This window comes from Candidatus Kinetoplastibacterium galatii TCC219, from assembly GCF_000340905.1.
Taxonomy (GTDB): Bacteria; Pseudomonadota; Gammaproteobacteria; order Burkholderiales; family Burkholderiaceae_B; genus Kinetoplastidibacterium; species Kinetoplastidibacterium galati.
Genome location: NC_020284.1, coordinates 42270 through 57530 on the forward strand (window position 1 = coordinate 42270; position 15261 = coordinate 57530).

Here is a 15261-nt window from a genome sequence, read left to right on the forward strand (position 1 = left end):
GATTTTAATTTATCATAAGAAAATTTTTTAACAACTGGTACCCATGTTCACTAAGTATGGATTCTGGATGAAACTGTACACCGAAGACTGGTAGTTGTTTATGTCTCACTCCCATAATATCTCCGTCCGGAGCTGTTGCTGTAACTTCCAGGCATTCAGGTACCATTGAAGGGTCTATAGTCAATGAATTGTACCTTATTACTGTATATGGTGATGGTATATTATTAAAAACACCAAGTCCGTTGTGTGATATTTGTATTGTTTTTCCATGCATAACATGGTTAGATCTAACAATTCTTCCGCCAAACGCCTCACCGATAGCTTGATGTCCTAGACAGATACCTAATATAGGTATCTTTCCAGAAAATTCTAATATAGTAGATATGCTAATTCCAGCTTGAGAAGGGGAGCAAGGTCCTGGAGATATACATATTCTATCTGGTTTTAAATTCTCAATACCTTGAATATCAATTTCATCGTTTCTGTATACACTTACATCCTCTCCAAGTTCTCCAAAATATTGAATTATGTTATATGTAAATGAGTCATAATTATCTATCATTAAAAGCATTTTTTATTCCTAAAATGTCCGTTAATCTAAACCATTCTGTACTTGTTCAGCAGCTCTAAGTATTGCTCTGGCCTTGGCTTCAGTTTCTGCCCATTCTAATTCAGGATCAGAATCTGCCACTATTCCAGCAGCAGATTGCACATAGAGTATTCCATTCTTAATGATTCCAGTACGTATCGCTATTGCAACATCCATCTCTCCGTTATAGCTCAAGTAACCAGCTGCTCCACCATATACCCCTCTCCTTACTGGCTCTAATTCATCTATTATTTCCATTGCTCGTATTTTTGGTGCTCCTGTTAATGTCCCAGCCGGGAATGCAGCTTTTAGAACATCCATATTTCCCATATCTGATTTTAATATACCTGTAACATTAGATACTAAGTGCATAACATGTGAATATCGTTCTATAGCCATAGTATCAGTAACTTTAACTGATCCAATTTCAGCAACTCGACCTATATCATTTCTAGCTAGATCGATAAGCATCACGTGCTCTGCAATTTCTTTTGTGTCAGATTTAAGAGATTGTTCTAGCTCAAGATCTTGTTCACGAGTACCACCTCTTTTTCTAGTTCCTGCTAGTGGTCTTATCGTAATCTGTGATTTTTTTATTCCATTGTTTATAATTTTCTCTTGCCTAACTAATATTTCTGGTGATGATCCAACAACATGAAAATCATCAAAGTTCCAGAAATACATATACGGAGAAGGATTTATTGATCTTAATGACCTATATAGCGATAGAGGATTATCTCTAAATGATTTAGTAATTGTTTGGCCAATAACTACTTGCATAAGGTCACCAGCCTCAATATATTCTTTAGCTTTTCTTACGGCAGACATGTATTCTTTTTTAGTGAAGTTGCGTTGCTCACTAGTTTGCATGCTGTTGTGAGAGTAAGGTGTCTCTATAGGTTTTTTTAGTCTATTTTTTAGTTCTGTTAATCTCTTTTGTGCTTTTGAATAGCTTTCTGGTTTATTAGGGTCTGCATATACTATTAGGTAAATGCGCCCTGCTAGATTATCAACTACTGCTAATTCGTCTATGTGTAATAACATTATGTCAGGTGTGCCTTCTTCCATTCCTGGTGGAAAAGGTTTCACTGCTGGTCCTAAACATGGTTCTATGTTGCGAACCACATCATAAGCAAAATACCCAGCTAATCCACCGCAAAAACGCAGTACTCCTGGCAGTGGGGCAGCTCTAAATCTAGATTGATATTCTTCTATAAAATCAAGAGGATTTCCTTCATATTTTTCTAAAACTTTACCATTTGTAATAACTTCAGTTGTTTTACCAATAGATCGTAAAATTGTTTCGGCTGGTAATCCTATAAAAGAATATCTTCCAAAACGATCGCCACCCATGACTGATTCTAAAAGACAGCTCATCTTTCCAGAATTATTATTAGAATATGCAAGTTTAAGATATAAAGATAACGGTGTATCTAGATCAGCATAAGTTTCTGATATTAGTGGTATTCTATTATACCCTTGAGATACTAATGAATTAAATTCTATTTCTGTCATGCTTTTTCCATGCCTATTAATAAAAAACCCAGAACTATAATAAATTGTTCCGGGTTGATTTAGATATTGCTTATTTATGCAAATTATTTGATTATGATCTAAAGTGATCATTTACCCGGACGGAATACGCCACCAGCGCCATAAAGCGTCATGTGTTTTGTCCAGGTAGTTACAATTCATAATTTTATAATTAGATACAGTTAATTTAAATGCTTAAAATACTAAAAGATAGCTTCATTGTAATGATGAACCCATTGAGAAACTTTTGTCAAGTTATCTATTACGACATTAGCTCCCATTGAGTATATATTTGAGTTATTATTGTACCCGTATGAAACTAACATGATGGCCGTGATATTTGCCGCTTTAGCAGATAATATGTCATTCATTGAGTCTCCAACTACTACGGCTTGTTGTGGTTTAATATCCATTTTTTCACATGCTAGTAGTATTTGATCAGGAAAAGGTTTGCATCTTTCACAAGTGTCTCCACATATAACATATTCAAAAAATGGTAACAGGTTAGTATTTTGTAATATTTGTATCGCTAATTCTGTCGGTTTATTAGTTACTACAGATAATCTAATCCCAATTTTCTTTAGCATACTTAACCCATCAAATACCCCACTATAAACTAAAGTTTTATCTCCGTTTATTTTTCTGTAGCTATTAAAAAATAATTTTTTTGCTTTTTCAAAATAATCATTGCTCAAATCTATATTGTTAGAAGTATGTATTAATGATTTATTTATAAGATTATTTATACCTTTCCCAATAAATTTTTTTACTATATTTTCAGGTATTTTACTTAAACACATTTTTTCTAACATAATATTTATGGCATATGATATATCTGATATGGAATCAATCATAGTTCCATCTAAATCAATTAATACAGAATTAATTTTAGTCATAAATTTTTAGTAAAGCATTAGATCTCATTAAATCAATGGTAGCAGCATAATCTTTTGAATTAAATATTGCTGACCCTGCAACAAATACATTAGCTCCAGCAGCATATACTTCTCTTATGTTATTTGCATTAATTCCTCCATCAACTTGCAGTAGTATAGAAGAATCGTTAATTTCTTCCCAGTGCTTTATTTTACTCGATGCTTCTTGTAGTTTTAAGATGGCAGATGGTATAAATTTTTGACCACCGAATCCTGGATTTACCGACATTATTAGTATCAAATCAACCTTATCCATTATGTAGTCTAGGTAATTCAATGGTGTTGATGGATTAAATGCTAATCCTGATTTGCATCCATGGTCCCTTATTATAGATAATGTTCTATCCAAGTGTTTTGTTGTTTCTGGGTGGACAGTTATTATATTAGCTCCGCTTTTAGCGAATTTTGGAATAATAGTATCTGGTGATTCAACCATTAGGTGTACGTCTAATGGAGCTTTGGTTATTGGTCTTATAGATTGACATATCATTGGACCAATGGTTAGGTTTGGCACGTATTGATTGTCCATAACATCTATATGTATCCAATCAGCACCGGATGTAATAACTTTTTCTATTTCTATGCCTAAGTAGGCAAAATTAGCTGATAGAATGCTAGGAGCAATTATAATAGGTGTTTTTTTTGTATTCATGAACATATACCTAATGTTTTTTATTTATTGAAGATGTTAATCTTATAAGTATTTGTTGTGTAAGACTATTGTCTTTAATTGGATTTTATAACATTTATTTTTATAAAATCAGCTATTTTAGAATTTTAATATTGGTTAAGAGTTATAAATGAGAATTGTTTTTTATTTTTTGCTATTGCTAATATATTTTTCTATCCTATATTAGAGTCACATGGAAGTACACTTCATATACATGATGATACATTGAAAAATTTCCAAGAATCAGATTGGAACAATATTCCTAATTGGGAAGAGGATGACCTTTTGCAATTCTGGGATATGTTTTTGAGGAATTGTCATTGCATAATTGATCATGAGTCAACGAATTCTATTAATAATTATGTAAAATCAACCGAATGGAAAAAAATATGTTCTATTGCGAATTCATGTAATGCTGAGTTATCGAATAGCAGCAATAAAATAAAGAAATTTCTGAAAAAATATCTACAGCCTTGGGTGTTTGCTGATATGGCTGGTAACCAGACAATTGGATTACTAACAGGGTACTATGAGCCGTTGTTAAGAGGTTCTAGATATAAACATGATTCTTATAAATGGCCAATCATTGGTATACCTGATGATCTGCTTAACATAGATTTATCATCAATTTATCCGGAATTAAAAGGAAAGATAATTAGAGGAAGAATTAGTGAAGGGAAAGTTGTCCCATATTACTCAAGGTCAGAGATTATATTGAAAGAAGAATATTTCCCAGTTATAGCTTGGACTGATGATTTGATAGATAACTATTTTCTTGGAATTCAGGGCTCTGGACGTCTTGTATTAATGGATGAAGATAATTTGGGTGAAATTATTAGATTATCATTTGCGGGGCATAATGGTCATCAATATATATCAATTAGTGATTGGTTAGTAAAAGAAGAAGCATTAGAAAGAGATAAGATATCTGTATCTTTTCTGAAGAATTGGGCTGAGCAAAATCCAGAAAAAATAACTAAATTATTAAATACAAACCCATCATTCGTGTTTTTTTCTGAGGGAAATAATCCTAAATCAGAAATTGGCCCTAGAGGTGCTTGCGGCATAGAGCTTAAAGCAATGCGTTCTGTTGCTGTTGATAGTACTTTCATACCTTTATGTATGCCAATGTTTATATCATTTAATCTTCCAGATTATTCCTTATTTCAACATTTTGTGTTTGCACAAGATACTGGATCAGCAATAAGAGGTCCTGGACGGCTAGATTTATTTATCGGTAGCAGTTTAGATTCAGGACTTATTGCTGGTAAATTAAAGCAAATATGTAAAATGTGGATTTTGCTACCAAAAGTTTAATATACAAATTAAATATTATGAATAAAAAGATATAGTTATTTGTGGTGCAGGTATAGTTGGTCTTTCTACTGCTTTAGCATTAGCCAAAAAAAACAAAATGTTATGATAATTGCGCCTCATTATAGGGATATTTCTACGCATAATGATGAATATGGATCAAGGATATATGCCATATCTGAATCCAGTAAAAAATTCTTAGAAAAAATAGGTTGTTGGTCCAACATGCCAAATAGTCGTTTAACATCTGTTACTGGCATGGAGATTTATGGGGATGCTTATCGCTCTGTACTTGAATTGAGCGCTTGGCAATCATCTGTATCACAACTATCTTGGATAGTAGAAGCAGCAGAGATTGAGAGATCATTAGTTAAGGAAATCCTTAATATAGATGTGCCATGGATTGACGATCGCTGTTTTGATTATAAGGATAATATAATTATCACAGAAAGGGGAGAAAGGATATCTGCGGAACTCTTTGTTGGAGCAGATGGCTATAACTCTACGTTACGTAATTTATCAGGGATTGCTCGTTCAATTAAGGATTATAATGAAACAGGAATAATTGCAAATATATGTTCTCATGGTGCGCATAGGGGTAAAGCCTTTCAATGGTTTGGAGAACATGGCGTTCTGGCATTATTACCCTTACCTGATCTTTCTTTTGGAAATCAAGTGTCAATGGTTTGGTCTGTCAATCGAGATATTATTAATTTCTTAGATAGCATGAATAATGACAAGCAAAAATTATATATAGAAGATAGATTAGTTGATATTACTGATCGAAGACTGGGTTGTATGAAGATAGTGAGTAAGAGAATATCGAAATTTAATCTGACACTAGAAAAATCCAACCTTGTTGCTCCTGGTATGGTTTTTATAGGAGATGCCGCTCATAGATTGCATCCTTTAGCAGGACAAGGATTAAATATCGGTCTTGGAGATTCAGAATTTTTGTGCGATACCCTTACATCGAAAAGTCAGAATCAGAATTTCGGTGATATAGAACTATTAAATAATTATAGTAAGGTCAGAGAACGACACATATCTCGCATGCGTATTGTGACTGATGGTTTACATAAGATTTTTAGTAGCAAACTTCTTCCAGTTAAAATAGCCCGAAATTGCGGATTATCTCTTATCAATAAGGCATTTTTCCTTAAGCCAATAATAGTAGATTATGCTTCTAAAAATTAATTTTTCATAACTATTTATGATATTCTTCCTCTATGGATATGCTTTTACAGTTATCAAAAACATCGAATTTGCTTATTGTCAGTTTTAAAGATATTATTTCCGAGAAAGTGCTCAGCAAGGTGCTAGATATATTGTAAGATAGAGTTTCTATAAGACCGAAATGTCTGCTATTCGCTATTTTTGTTATAGTATCAACTATATGCCTATAGTCCAATACATTGTTAATGTCATCTGCGGTAGTGGGTGATGATTCTACTTCTAGAATAGCCAGAATATTTATCCGTTGCTTATTATTTATCTCTTTCTCCAATATACCTATACTGGAATTTATAAATAGATCAGAGATTAATATTTTTCTTGAAAACCTCATTATTTAGATCCTATTAAGATTGATTATTGCTGTAAGATTCTAATTCATTTATGTATCAATTGGGTTTTTAGTTATATAAGTTTTACCTCATAGATTTTTTCTGATTCGTCTAAATGAATGTTAAAGAATTTTAGTTTGTTATTGCGAAACACACAAATGTTAGCATGATCACCGATTCTGTACCCATTTAACATGCTTGCTCCATTATTTCTGTTGTCTACCATAATTCCATCTATTGCTATCAGCAAATCACCAGATGATAGTCCAGATTTATGTGCTATTCCATTTTCTAGTATGGTTTCTAGCAGAATCCCATTATTTTTACTACTGGTTTTCGCATGTAAAGTAGGTTTTTCTGTATCTATGAGCTCTAATTTAATTTTAAATTGCATTAGCCAATCTTGTATTGGAAGTTCTACTAGTCCATATATATAATTTTCTATAAATATCCCGGTATTTATGTTTGTTGATTTTTTTATTATTTCAACTAAATTATCTTCAGATATACCCCGTTTTATACCTTTGTAAAAGTTACAACCATATTTATACCACATGAATTTTATTACATCGTCTAAAGAGTATCTCTCATTACTTTGTTTTCTGATTATAGAGTCTAGACCCAGTGCTACAATTGATCCTTTTATATAATAACTTACTATGGAGTTAGGGGAATTCTCATCCTGTTTATAGTAACGAGTCCATGCATCAAAAGAACTCTGTGCTAGGGTTTGTTTTTTTCTGCCAGGAGAATTTATTAATATATTAATTTTTTTACATATAATGTTTGCATATGTATTGCGATTAATTAACCCTGTTCTAAGAAGGAAAATATCCTCGTAGTATGAGGTGAAACCTTCGAATACCCATAATAGTGACGTTTGATTAGATTCTTGTAGCTTATAATCGATAAATATTTCTGGTTTAATTCTTTTAATGAGCCATGCATGAAAGTATTCATGGCTTAATAATTCTAGTAGTTCTATATATTTCTCAGGAGTTTCTTTTTCTCCTATCATTGGCAAACATTCTTTTCCTATGCATAAAGCAGAAGATGTTCTATGCTCTAAACCTCCATGACAATTGGAATTTATGTTTATAAAAAAAATAAATCTATCACTACTATCTGAAAAAGGAGATATTTTATCTATAGGATCAAAGAATTCTACTTGAGAATCACATATCTTTTTTGCATCTTGATTAATCCTGTTTATATCTATTCTAAAAGAGTCTCCTGATAATATTATCTCATGCATAGTTCCCCCGGAGAAGAAGATGCTTGTTTTAGGATTCCCTATTTCTATAGGATGGTCTATTAGTTCATCATAGCATTTAGAATAATAGAACCAAAATTGTTTATCTTCATTGATATATGCTGCCTCTAGTGTCGGTAGACTAGTGTATATGTTCCAGTTATTAATTTTTTTTATTTGAAGAAGGCAGTTAAGGTCTTGTTGGCCATCTATTCTCAAAAACATGCTGGATCCATTAAAAAATGCTCTTTCATCATCTATATAAGATCCTCGCACTGATTTATCAAATGCATATATGACATATTCTACCGTTACTGGATTATCAGATTTATCTATTTTCCATGAATGATCGTTGATTTTTTTTATATTTATATTAGAACCATTTGAACGAGCATATATGGTCTCTATGTTTCTAGAAAAGTCTCTTATTGTATAGCTTCCTGGGATCCAGGAAGGCATTGATAAAATTTGTCCATTTTGGTTTGGTTTATTTATTTTTATTTGGACTTTGTATCTATGTCCAGGAATATCAAATATCTCTAATTGATAGTTTATTGATTTTTCCATAATTATTTAGTTAATAACTAGAATGTTTTTATAATTTTATTAATTTTTGATAAGGAATATAATTTTTATGACTTTGCTGTAGGATATAATGTAGCCTTGGAAGAGTTTACCATATTTTAAATTATTATTAATTATTTGCCATTATGTTTGCTTACGGAGAGTGCAGTATGTCTTCTATTGTTAGGGTTATAAAATGTCAATGGATTATATCAGTTATCCTTTCAGTTATTTGCTTCATAGCAGAATGGAGAATAGGAGTTTCATTTTTTCTAGGTTGCTCCGCATATTTAATTCCTAACTTTATATTTGCAATATCTCTGTATTTATTATCTAACACTGATGACTATAGGTTAAGGTCTTATTTTTTTTGATAGGCAATTTTGTTAAGATAATCTTATCTGTTTTTCTTTTGTGGTTTTTTGTTTTTCTAGATCCAGAGAGAATATTTTGGCTTTTTTATTTGCTTGGTCTGTTTTTTCTCTTAAAGGTCACTTGTTACTATTATTCTTTCAAAGATTTATGTAGAATGTAATACTCGTTAAATATTGTTTTATAATCGGAGCAATAGGACCTAGTTATGGTTTCTTCCTATGAAGTGTCACCGCAGTCTTCCTATATACAGCATCACTTAGTGCATATGAATAGTATTGGGAAGCAACAAGAATCTATAGTCCAATTCAATGTAATAAATTATGATTCGCTTTTTTGGTCATTATTTACAGGAATCGTTGTTATTTTTTTATTATGGTTAGTAACAAAGCGTTCAACCAGCGGTGTCCCTGGTCGTTTCCAAGCATTTGTTGAAATGATTGTAGATATGGTTGAAGAGCAATCTAATTCTATTATTAATAATGCTGATAGCAGGAAATTCATCTCTCCACTGGCGCTTACTGTTTTTATTTGGGTTGTTTTCATGAATGCCCTTGATTTTCTTCCAGTTGATCTTTTTTCATGTATTTTTAGATTTATAGGCATTGGCAATAATCAAGATAGCTTGTTTTATTATCATCGAGTACTCCCCACTGCTGATTTGAATATTCCTATTGGAATGTCATTGGGTGTTTTATTGCTAACATTGTATTATGGGTTAAAGATAAAACATGCTAATGGATTCCTAAGAGATCTATTCTTTGCTCCGTTTCATGCTAGTGGTCTCTTGTATTTGTTGATTGCTCCTGCTAACTTAATGTTAAACCTGGTAGAGTATTTCGCTAAAACTGTTTCCTTAGGAATGAGATTATTTGGGAATATGTTTGCTGGTGAGTTGATTTTCATGCTTATAGCTTTATTAGGTGGGTCCTGGACTGGTTTTAATAGCCTAAGTTGTACATTAGGATTTGCTCATTTGTTAGCCGGTTCAATATGGGCTATTTTCCATATTTTGATAGTAGTTTTGCAGGCATTTATTTTTATGATGTTAACGCTTGTTTATATTGGACAAGCACATGAAGGTCATTAGACTTTTTCCATGTGGTTTTTATTGAGTTTTCTATTTTTATTTATTCTGTAATTTAGGAGTTTATTATGACTAATGCTGCCCTTGTTGCTATTTCTTGTGCTTTTATAATAGGTATGGGTGCTATTGGAGCTTGTATAGGTATCGCTATTATGGGAGGAAAATATCTGGAAGCATCTGCTCGTCAACCTGAATTAATGAATGCTTTACAGACCAAAATGTTTTTATTGGCTGGATTAATTGATGCTGCATTTTTAATAGGCGTTGGTATAGCTATGTTATTTGCTTTTGCTAATCCTTTTATTGCTTAGTATGTTTGAAAAAATTTACAAAATTTTTATTGGTTTTGTTCGTTTTTTAAAAAGTAAAGTTATTGGAGATATTAAACCGTGAATTTAAATGCGACGATTTTTTTCCAGATGATTGTGTTTTTATTTTGGGATGGGCAACCATGGTGTTTGTTTGGCCCAATCTTATAAAAGTAATTGATGAGCGTCGCAAAAAAATATCCGACGGTTTATCAGCTGCAGAGAAGAGTATCGCTGAGCTTTCTAATGTGAATGATCGTGTTAGATTAATAGCGGAGAATGCAAAGAAAGATGCTCATGAGCTTATAACTAATGCAGAAAGACAAGTTTCTGACATTATTAACAAAGCTCGATTTGATGCAGAAACAGAAAGGTCAAAAATTATAGCCCAAGCTCGACAAGATACAGAGATTATTATTCGTAACGCCAGAGATGTATTAAGAGAAGATCTTGCTAGTCTAGTAATAAAAGGGGCAGAGCAAATACTTAGGCGTGAAGTTAATTTAAATGAACATGTAGATATATTGAATCATCTTAAGACTGAGTTATAAATTTTTGGATAGATTTTATGATAATGTTTTTGACAATATCTAGAAAGTATGCTGAGGCACTATTTTCTGTGATCCAAGATAAGAGCACATCATCTTTGGATTTTTGGTCCTTGGTTCTAGATGATGCTGCTAGGGTTGTATCTAACAAGGATGTGGAGCAATTTATCTCTCATCCTATTATAGGAAAGCAAGAAAAACTAGAAGTATTAAAAAGCTTGTTAAGTTCTGAAGCACCTAGAATATTTTTTAACCTTTTGGAATTGCTTATAGAGCGTAATAATCTAATGATATTGCCTTGTATTTCTGAACAATTTTCAAAATTAAAAAATAATTACGAAGGTGTTGGCATAGCTAAGATTTTTACTGCTTTTTCTTTATCTACAGAACAGGTTAAAAGTCTAGTCGCAAAATTAGAGAGCCGAATAGGTTTAAAATTAAGACCTAAGGTTCTTATTGATGAGTCACTTATTGGTGGAGTCAAAATTTTTATTGAAGATAAGGTATTTGATATTTCGGTTAAAAATAGCTTGAATAAAATGCAAGAAATCTTGACGACTGTGTAAAACAATAAATTTTCAGGAGTTAATATGCAACTAAATCCCTCAGAGATTAGCGAGTTTATAAAAAAACGTATCGAGGGTATGGATTCAGAAGTTGATGTTCGTACAAGTGGTGTTGTTGTTTCCGTTACTGATGGTATTGCTCGTATATACGGATTATCAGATGTTATGCAAGGGGAAATGCTAGAATTCTCTAATAATTCTATAGGTCTTGCTCTTAATCTTGAGCGTGATTCTGTAGGAGCTGTTATTTTAGGAGATTATACTGGTGTTTCTGAGGGAGACATAGTTAGAACAACTGGACGTATATTAGAAGTCCCAGTTGGATACGGATTGCGCGGACGTGTTGTTAATGCACTTGGTGAGCCCATAGATGGTAGAGGTTCTATAAAATATGAATCTACTGATATTATAGAGAAAGTTGCTCCTGGTGTTATAGATAGATATACAGTTTCCCAACCTTTGCAGACAGGTATCAAATCAATAGATTCTATGGTCCCTATAGGTAGAGGCCAGCGTGAGCTTATTATTGGAGATAGACAGACAGGAAAGACTAGTGTTGCTATTGACACAATTATTAATCAAAAAAATAGTGGCGTTACGTGTATTTATGTTGCTATTGGCCAAAAGGCAGCTTCGATTAATAATGTTGTTAGGAAATTAGAAGAACATGGTGCTTTGGAATATACCATAATAGTAGCAGCGACTGCTTCTGATTCTGCTGCTATGCAGTACATAGCTCCTTATTCTGGTTGTACTATGGGAGAATACTTTAGGGATAGAGGTGAAGATGCGCTTATAGTTTATGATGATCTTACTAAACAAGCATGGGCATATAGACAAATATCATTATTATTGAAACGTCCTCCTGGTAGAGAAGCATATCCAGGAGATGTGTTTTATCTACATTCTCGCTTGCTTGAAAGGGCCGCAAGAGTTAGTGAGAACTACGTTGAAAAATTTACCAAGGGTAAAGTTAAAAATAAGACTGGTTCTTTAACTGCTTTACCTATAATTGAAACTCAGGCTGGTGATGTTTCAGCATTCGTCCCGACAAATGTTATTTCAATCACTGATGGACAGATATTTTTAGAAACTGATTTGTTTAATGCTGGTGTCAGACCAGCTATTAATGCTGGTATATCTGTATCTAGGGTAGGTGGGGCTGCTCAAACAAAGATTATTAAAAAATTATCTGGTGGGATTAGAACAGATTTGGCTCAATATAGAGAATTAGCAGCTTTTTCTCAGTTTTCTTCCGACCTAGATGAGGCAACACGTCGCCAGTTAGATAGAGGCAAAAGAGTAGTTGAATTACTTAAGCAGCCACAATATCATCCGTTAAAGGTATGGGAGCAGGCAGTATTATTGTTCTCGTTAAATAGAGGTTTTATGGATGATGTTAATGTTCAGGACATTAATTTGTTCGAGAAGTTTATAAAGGATTTTTTAAAAAAAAGCTATTCAACGCTTGTTGATAGAATTGAAAATAGTAAAGATCTATGTCAAAAAAATGAAGAAGAATTGTCTTTTGCTATTCAAGATTTCAAAAAACATAATACTTTTTAATTGATCTTATTAGCATTTTTGATTAGGAAATATCAATGCCTGGGATTAAAGAAATTCGTAGTAAAATTAAAAGTGTGCAGAGCACTCGCAAAATTACTAGAGCCATGGAAATGGTTGCCGCTTCTAAAATGAGAAAGGCCCAAGATAGAATGAAGATATTCCGTCCATATGCTAGTAATATGCGCAGGATGGCCGTTCATCTCATGCAAGGAAATCCTGAGTATTCTCATCCTTATTTGAATGAAAGAAAAGTTTCTTCTGTTGGAATAATTCTAGTTTCTACAGATAAGGGTTTATGCGGAGGGATGAACACTAACATAAGTAGGTTAGTGTTGTCTAAAATTAAAGAATTTAGTAAGGATAATATAGAGGTATATACATCTGCTTTCGGTCAAAAAGGACTTAATTTGCTTACTCGCATAGGTAGTAATTTATTATCACAAGAGACTCAGCTTGGTGATGTTCCTGATATTGGTAAATTGTCGCCTGTTATGGATGTGCAGTTAAAGTCTTATATGGATGGGAAGATAGATTCCTTATATATTGCGTCTACCAGATTTGTTAATACAATGAAGCAAGAACCCGTATTTTCGAGGCTTTTGCCACTATCAGAAAACTTGGAAGACCCCTATTATGAGAATGATAATAAAACTCATATTACTGATACAAAAGCTGACACAAAAGTTTACAATTGGGATTATATTTACGAGCCAGACTCTAGAACAGTAATAGATAATCTTCTAGATCGTTATGTAGATTGTTTGTTATATCAGGCTGTAGTTGAAAATATGGCTTCAGAACAGTCTGCAAGAATGGTAGCAATGAAAGCAGCCTCTGATAATGCAAAAAGAGTTATTGATGATTTGCAGATGGTTTATAACAAGAATCGCCAAACTGCTATTACTAAAGAAATCTCTGAAATTGTTAGCGGAGCATCGGCTGTTTAAAGTATGTTTAAATATAAATATTCTTATAGTAAGGAATTATAATGAACAATGGAATCATCGTTCAATGTGTTGGGGCAGTAGTAGATATTCAGTTTCCAAAAAATAATATACCAGGTATATACGAAGCGCTTAATGTCATAGATAATAATTCTTTTATGGAAAAAAAATTGACGTTAGAGGTTCAACAACAGCTAGGTGATGGTATAGTACGTGCTATTTCCTTGGGTTCTAGCGATGGGCTAAGTCGTGGAATGAAGATTAGTAGAACAAATAGCCCCATTTCTGTGCCAGTCGGGGATGGTACTTTAGGTAGAATTATGAATGTATTAGGCAGACCTATTGATGAAGCAGGTCCAATTGTTCATGATGAAATAAGATCTATTCACCAGAATGCTCCGTTATTTGAAGATTTGTCTCCATCTGTAGAGCTTTTAGAAACTGGTATTAAGGTAATAGATTTGGTATGCCCTTTTGCGAAAGGAGGGAAGGTTGGATTATTTGGTGGGGCTGGCGTTGGAAAGACTGTTAATATGATGGAACTTATTAACAATATTGCTAAACAACATAGTGGTTTATCTGTATTTGCAGGTGTAGGTGAACGTACCAGAGAAGGCAATGATTTTTATCATGAAATGGCTGAATCAAAAGTTTTAGATAAGGTTTCTATGGTATTTGGACAGATGAATGAGCCACCTGGCAATAGACTGAGAGTTGCTCTTACAGGGTTGACTATAGCAGAGAAATTCCGTGATGATGGTAGAGATGTACTCTTTTTTATAGATAATATATATCGGTATACATTAGCAGGCACTGAAGTTTCAGCCTTATTAGGAAGAATGCCTTCAGCCGTAGGTTATCAACCTACATTGGCCGAAGAAATGGGGAAGCTACAAGAACGAATTACTTCTACAAAGACAGGATCTATTACTTCTATACAGGCTGTTTATGTTCCGGCTGATGATCTCACTGATCCATCTCCAGCTACAACTTTTCAGCATTTAGACTCAACAGTCGTCTTATCTAGAGATATTGCAGCTCTAGGTATTTATCCTGCTGTAGATCCATTAGATTCTACCAGCCGTCAACTTGACCCACAAATTGTAGGTGATGAGCATTATAGAGTTGCTAGACAGGTCCAACAGACATTACAAAGATATAAGGATTTACGAGATATAATAGCAATCTTAGGTATGGATGAATTGTCTCAAGAAGATAGAGTAGCTGTTTCAAGAGCAAGAAAAATACAACGATTTTTATCTCAACCATTTCATGTTGCTGAAGTTTTCACAGGTTCTCCAGGTAAATATGTTCCCCTATCAGAAACTATCCGTGGTTTTAGTATGATAGTTAATGGCGAATGTGATAGTCTTCCGGAGCAGGCCTTTTATATGGTTGGTTCTATAGATGAAGCATTTGAAAAATCTGACAAGTTATTAAATGGATGA

16 protein-coding genes and 1 pseudogene are annotated in these 15261 nt (G+C 33.2%); 11 read left to right on the forward strand and 6 right to left on the reverse strand.

Going from position 1 to position 15261, the window contains the following annotated elements; translation table 11 throughout:
• Window positions 1-4: 4 nt before the first annotated feature.
• From ST1E_RS00210 to rpe, 4 genes are all read right to left on the reverse strand, one after another.
• A complete protein-coding gene (locus ST1E_RS00210; protein WP_041185944.1) occupies window positions 5-571 on the reverse strand; it encodes an aminodeoxychorismate/anthranilate synthase component II in 567 nt (188 codons plus the stop codon).
• A gap of 21 nt (window positions 572-592) precedes the next feature.
• Entirely contained in the window at window positions 593-2104 is a 1512-nt protein-coding gene (gene trpE, locus ST1E_RS00215) for an anthranilate synthase component I (protein ID WP_015389252.1), read from the reverse strand.
• Between the two features lie 221 nt (window positions 2105-2325).
• Window positions 2326-3018 carry an HAD-IA family hydrolase gene (locus tag ST1E_RS00220; protein WP_015389253.1) on the reverse strand — a complete coding sequence of 231 codons (693 nt, stop codon included), beginning with the start codon at window positions 3016-3018 and terminating at the stop codon, window positions 2326-2328.
• The gene (rpe, locus tag ST1E_RS00225) at window positions 3011-3709 is read right to left on the reverse strand and encodes a ribulose-phosphate 3-epimerase (protein ID WP_041185945.1); all 699 of its coding nucleotides are present in this window, start codon (window positions 3707-3709) and stop codon (window positions 3011-3013) included. The genes ST1E_RS00220 and rpe overlap by 8 nt, the downstream gene beginning before the upstream one ends.
• A 243-nt stretch (window positions 3710-3952) precedes the next feature.
• Between rpe and mltA the strand changes: the two genes are divergently transcribed.
• From mltA to ST1E_RS00235, 3 genes are read left to right on the forward strand one after another with little or no spacing between them, the layout of a single operon-like run.
• Complete coding sequence (gene mltA / locus ST1E_RS00230) at window positions 3953-5044, forward strand: murein transglycosylase A (RefSeq protein ID WP_015389255.1); 1092 nt, start codon at window positions 3953-3955, stop codon at window positions 5042-5044.
• Window positions 5045-5096: 52 nt separating this feature from the next.
• Window positions 5097-5150, forward strand: a complete 54-nt coding sequence (locus ST1E_RS03965; RefSeq protein WP_235043598.1) for a hypothetical protein — start codon at window positions 5097-5099, stop codon at window positions 5148-5150.
• The gene (locus tag ST1E_RS00235; protein WP_148283596.1) at window positions 5147-6238 is read left to right on the forward strand and encodes an FAD-dependent monooxygenase; all 1092 of its coding nucleotides are present in this window, start codon (window positions 5147-5149) and stop codon (window positions 6236-6238) included. The genes ST1E_RS03965 and ST1E_RS00235 overlap by 4 nt, the downstream gene beginning before the upstream one ends.
• 10 nt (window positions 6239-6248) lie before the next feature.
• Here the strand turns inward: ST1E_RS00235 and ST1E_RS00240 are convergent, their stop codons facing one another.
• Window positions 6249-6608, reverse strand: coding sequence for a dihydroneopterin aldolase (locus ST1E_RS00240; RefSeq protein WP_015389257.1), 360 nt, complete (start codon window positions 6606-6608; stop codon window positions 6249-6251).
• A gap of 71 nt (window positions 6609-6679) precedes the next feature.
• The gene (locus tag ST1E_RS00245) at window positions 6680-8425 is read right to left on the reverse strand and encodes a M61 family metallopeptidase (protein WP_015389258.1); all 1746 of its coding nucleotides are present in this window, start codon (window positions 8423-8425) and stop codon (window positions 6680-6682) included.
• Window positions 8426-8592: 167 nt separating this feature from the next.
• Between ST1E_RS00245 and ST1E_RS03970 the strand changes: the two genes are divergently transcribed.
• The 8 genes and pseudogenes from ST1E_RS03970 to atpD all read left to right on the forward strand — a co-directional run bounded on the left by ST1E_RS03970 (window position 8593) and on the right by atpD (window position 15261).
• Complete coding sequence (locus ST1E_RS03970; protein WP_041185946.1) at window positions 8593-8796, forward strand: ATP synthase subunit I; 204 nt, start codon at window positions 8593-8595, stop codon at window positions 8794-8796.
• A gap of 206 nt (window positions 8797-9002) precedes the next feature.
• A complete protein-coding gene (atpB, locus tag ST1E_RS00255; protein ID WP_015389259.1) occupies window positions 9003-9884 on the forward strand; it encodes a F0F1 ATP synthase subunit A in 882 nt (293 codons plus the stop codon).
• Between the two features lie 65 nt (window positions 9885-9949).
• Entirely contained in the window at window positions 9950-10192 is a 243-nt protein-coding gene (gene atpE / locus ST1E_RS00260; RefSeq protein ID WP_015389260.1) for a F0F1 ATP synthase subunit C, read from the forward strand.
• Window positions 10193-10270: 78 nt separating this feature from the next.
• Window positions 10271-10740 (forward strand): annotated as a pseudogene (locus ST1E_RS00265) (F0F1 ATP synthase subunit B).
• A gap of 17 nt (window positions 10741-10757) precedes the next feature.
• Window positions 10758-11303: a F0F1 ATP synthase subunit delta gene (locus ST1E_RS00270; RefSeq protein ID WP_235043589.1), complete on the forward strand. Its 546-nt coding sequence runs from the start codon at window positions 10758-10760 to the stop codon at window positions 11301-11303.
• Between the two features lie 24 nt (window positions 11304-11327).
• Window positions 11328-12869 carry a F0F1 ATP synthase subunit alpha gene (gene atpA / locus ST1E_RS00275; RefSeq protein ID WP_015389263.1) on the forward strand — a complete coding sequence of 514 codons (1542 nt, stop codon included), beginning with the start codon at window positions 11328-11330 and terminating at the stop codon, window positions 12867-12869.
• A 35-nt stretch (window positions 12870-12904) separates the two neighbouring features.
• Window positions 12905-13816, forward strand: coding sequence for a F0F1 ATP synthase subunit gamma (gene atpG / locus ST1E_RS00280; RefSeq protein WP_015389264.1), 912 nt, complete (start codon window positions 12905-12907; stop codon window positions 13814-13816).
• Between the two features lie 41 nt (window positions 13817-13857).
• Entirely contained in the window at window positions 13858-15261 is a 1404-nt protein-coding gene (gene atpD / locus ST1E_RS00285; RefSeq protein ID WP_015389265.1) for a F0F1 ATP synthase subunit beta, read from the forward strand.

Excerpts from the sequence above, each read along its gene's own strand:
- ST1E_RS00210 (WP_041185944.1), bottom strand. The coding sequence starts at position 571 with ATGCTTTTAATGATAGATAATTATGACTCATTTACATATAACATAATT.
- trpE (WP_015389252.1), bottom strand. The coding sequence starts at position 2,104 with ATGACAGAAATAGAATTTAATTCATTAGTATCTCAAGGGTATAATAGA.
- ST1E_RS00220 (WP_015389253.1), bottom strand. The coding sequence starts at position 3,018 with ATGACTAAAATTAATTCTGTATTAATTGATTTAGATGGAACTATGATT.
- rpe (WP_041185945.1), bottom strand. The coding sequence starts at position 3,709 with ATGAATACAAAAAAAACACCTATTATAATTGCTCCTAGCATTCTATCA.
- ST1E_RS00235 (WP_148283596.1), top strand. The coding sequence starts at position 5,147 with ATGATAATTGCGCCTCATTATAGGGATATTTCTACGCATAATGATGAA.
- ST1E_RS00240 (WP_015389257.1), bottom strand. The coding sequence starts at position 6,608 with ATGAGGTTTTCAAGAAAAATATTAATCTCTGATCTATTTATAAATTCC.
- ST1E_RS00245 (WP_015389258.1), bottom strand. The coding sequence starts at position 8,425 with ATGGAAAAATCAATAAACTATCAATTAGAGATATTTGATATTCCTGGA.
- ST1E_RS03970 (WP_041185946.1), top strand. The coding sequence starts at position 8,593 with ATGTCTTCTATTGTTAGGGTTATAAAATGTCAATGGATTATATCAGTT.
- atpB (WP_015389259.1), top strand. The coding sequence starts at position 9,003 with ATGGTTTCTTCCTATGAAGTGTCACCGCAGTCTTCCTATATACAGCAT.
- atpE (WP_015389260.1), top strand. The coding sequence starts at position 9,950 with ATGACTAATGCTGCCCTTGTTGCTATTTCTTGTGCTTTTATAATAGGT.
- ST1E_RS00270 (WP_235043589.1), top strand. The coding sequence starts at position 10,758 with ATGATAATGTTTTTGACAATATCTAGAAAGTATGCTGAGGCACTATTT.
- atpA (WP_015389263.1), top strand. The coding sequence starts at position 11,328 with ATGCAACTAAATCCCTCAGAGATTAGCGAGTTTATAAAAAAACGTATC.
- atpG (WP_015389264.1), top strand. The coding sequence starts at position 12,905 with ATGCCTGGGATTAAAGAAATTCGTAGTAAAATTAAAAGTGTGCAGAGC.
- atpD (WP_015389265.1), top strand. The coding sequence starts at position 13,858 with ATGAACAATGGAATCATCGTTCAATGTGTTGGGGCAGTAGTAGATATT.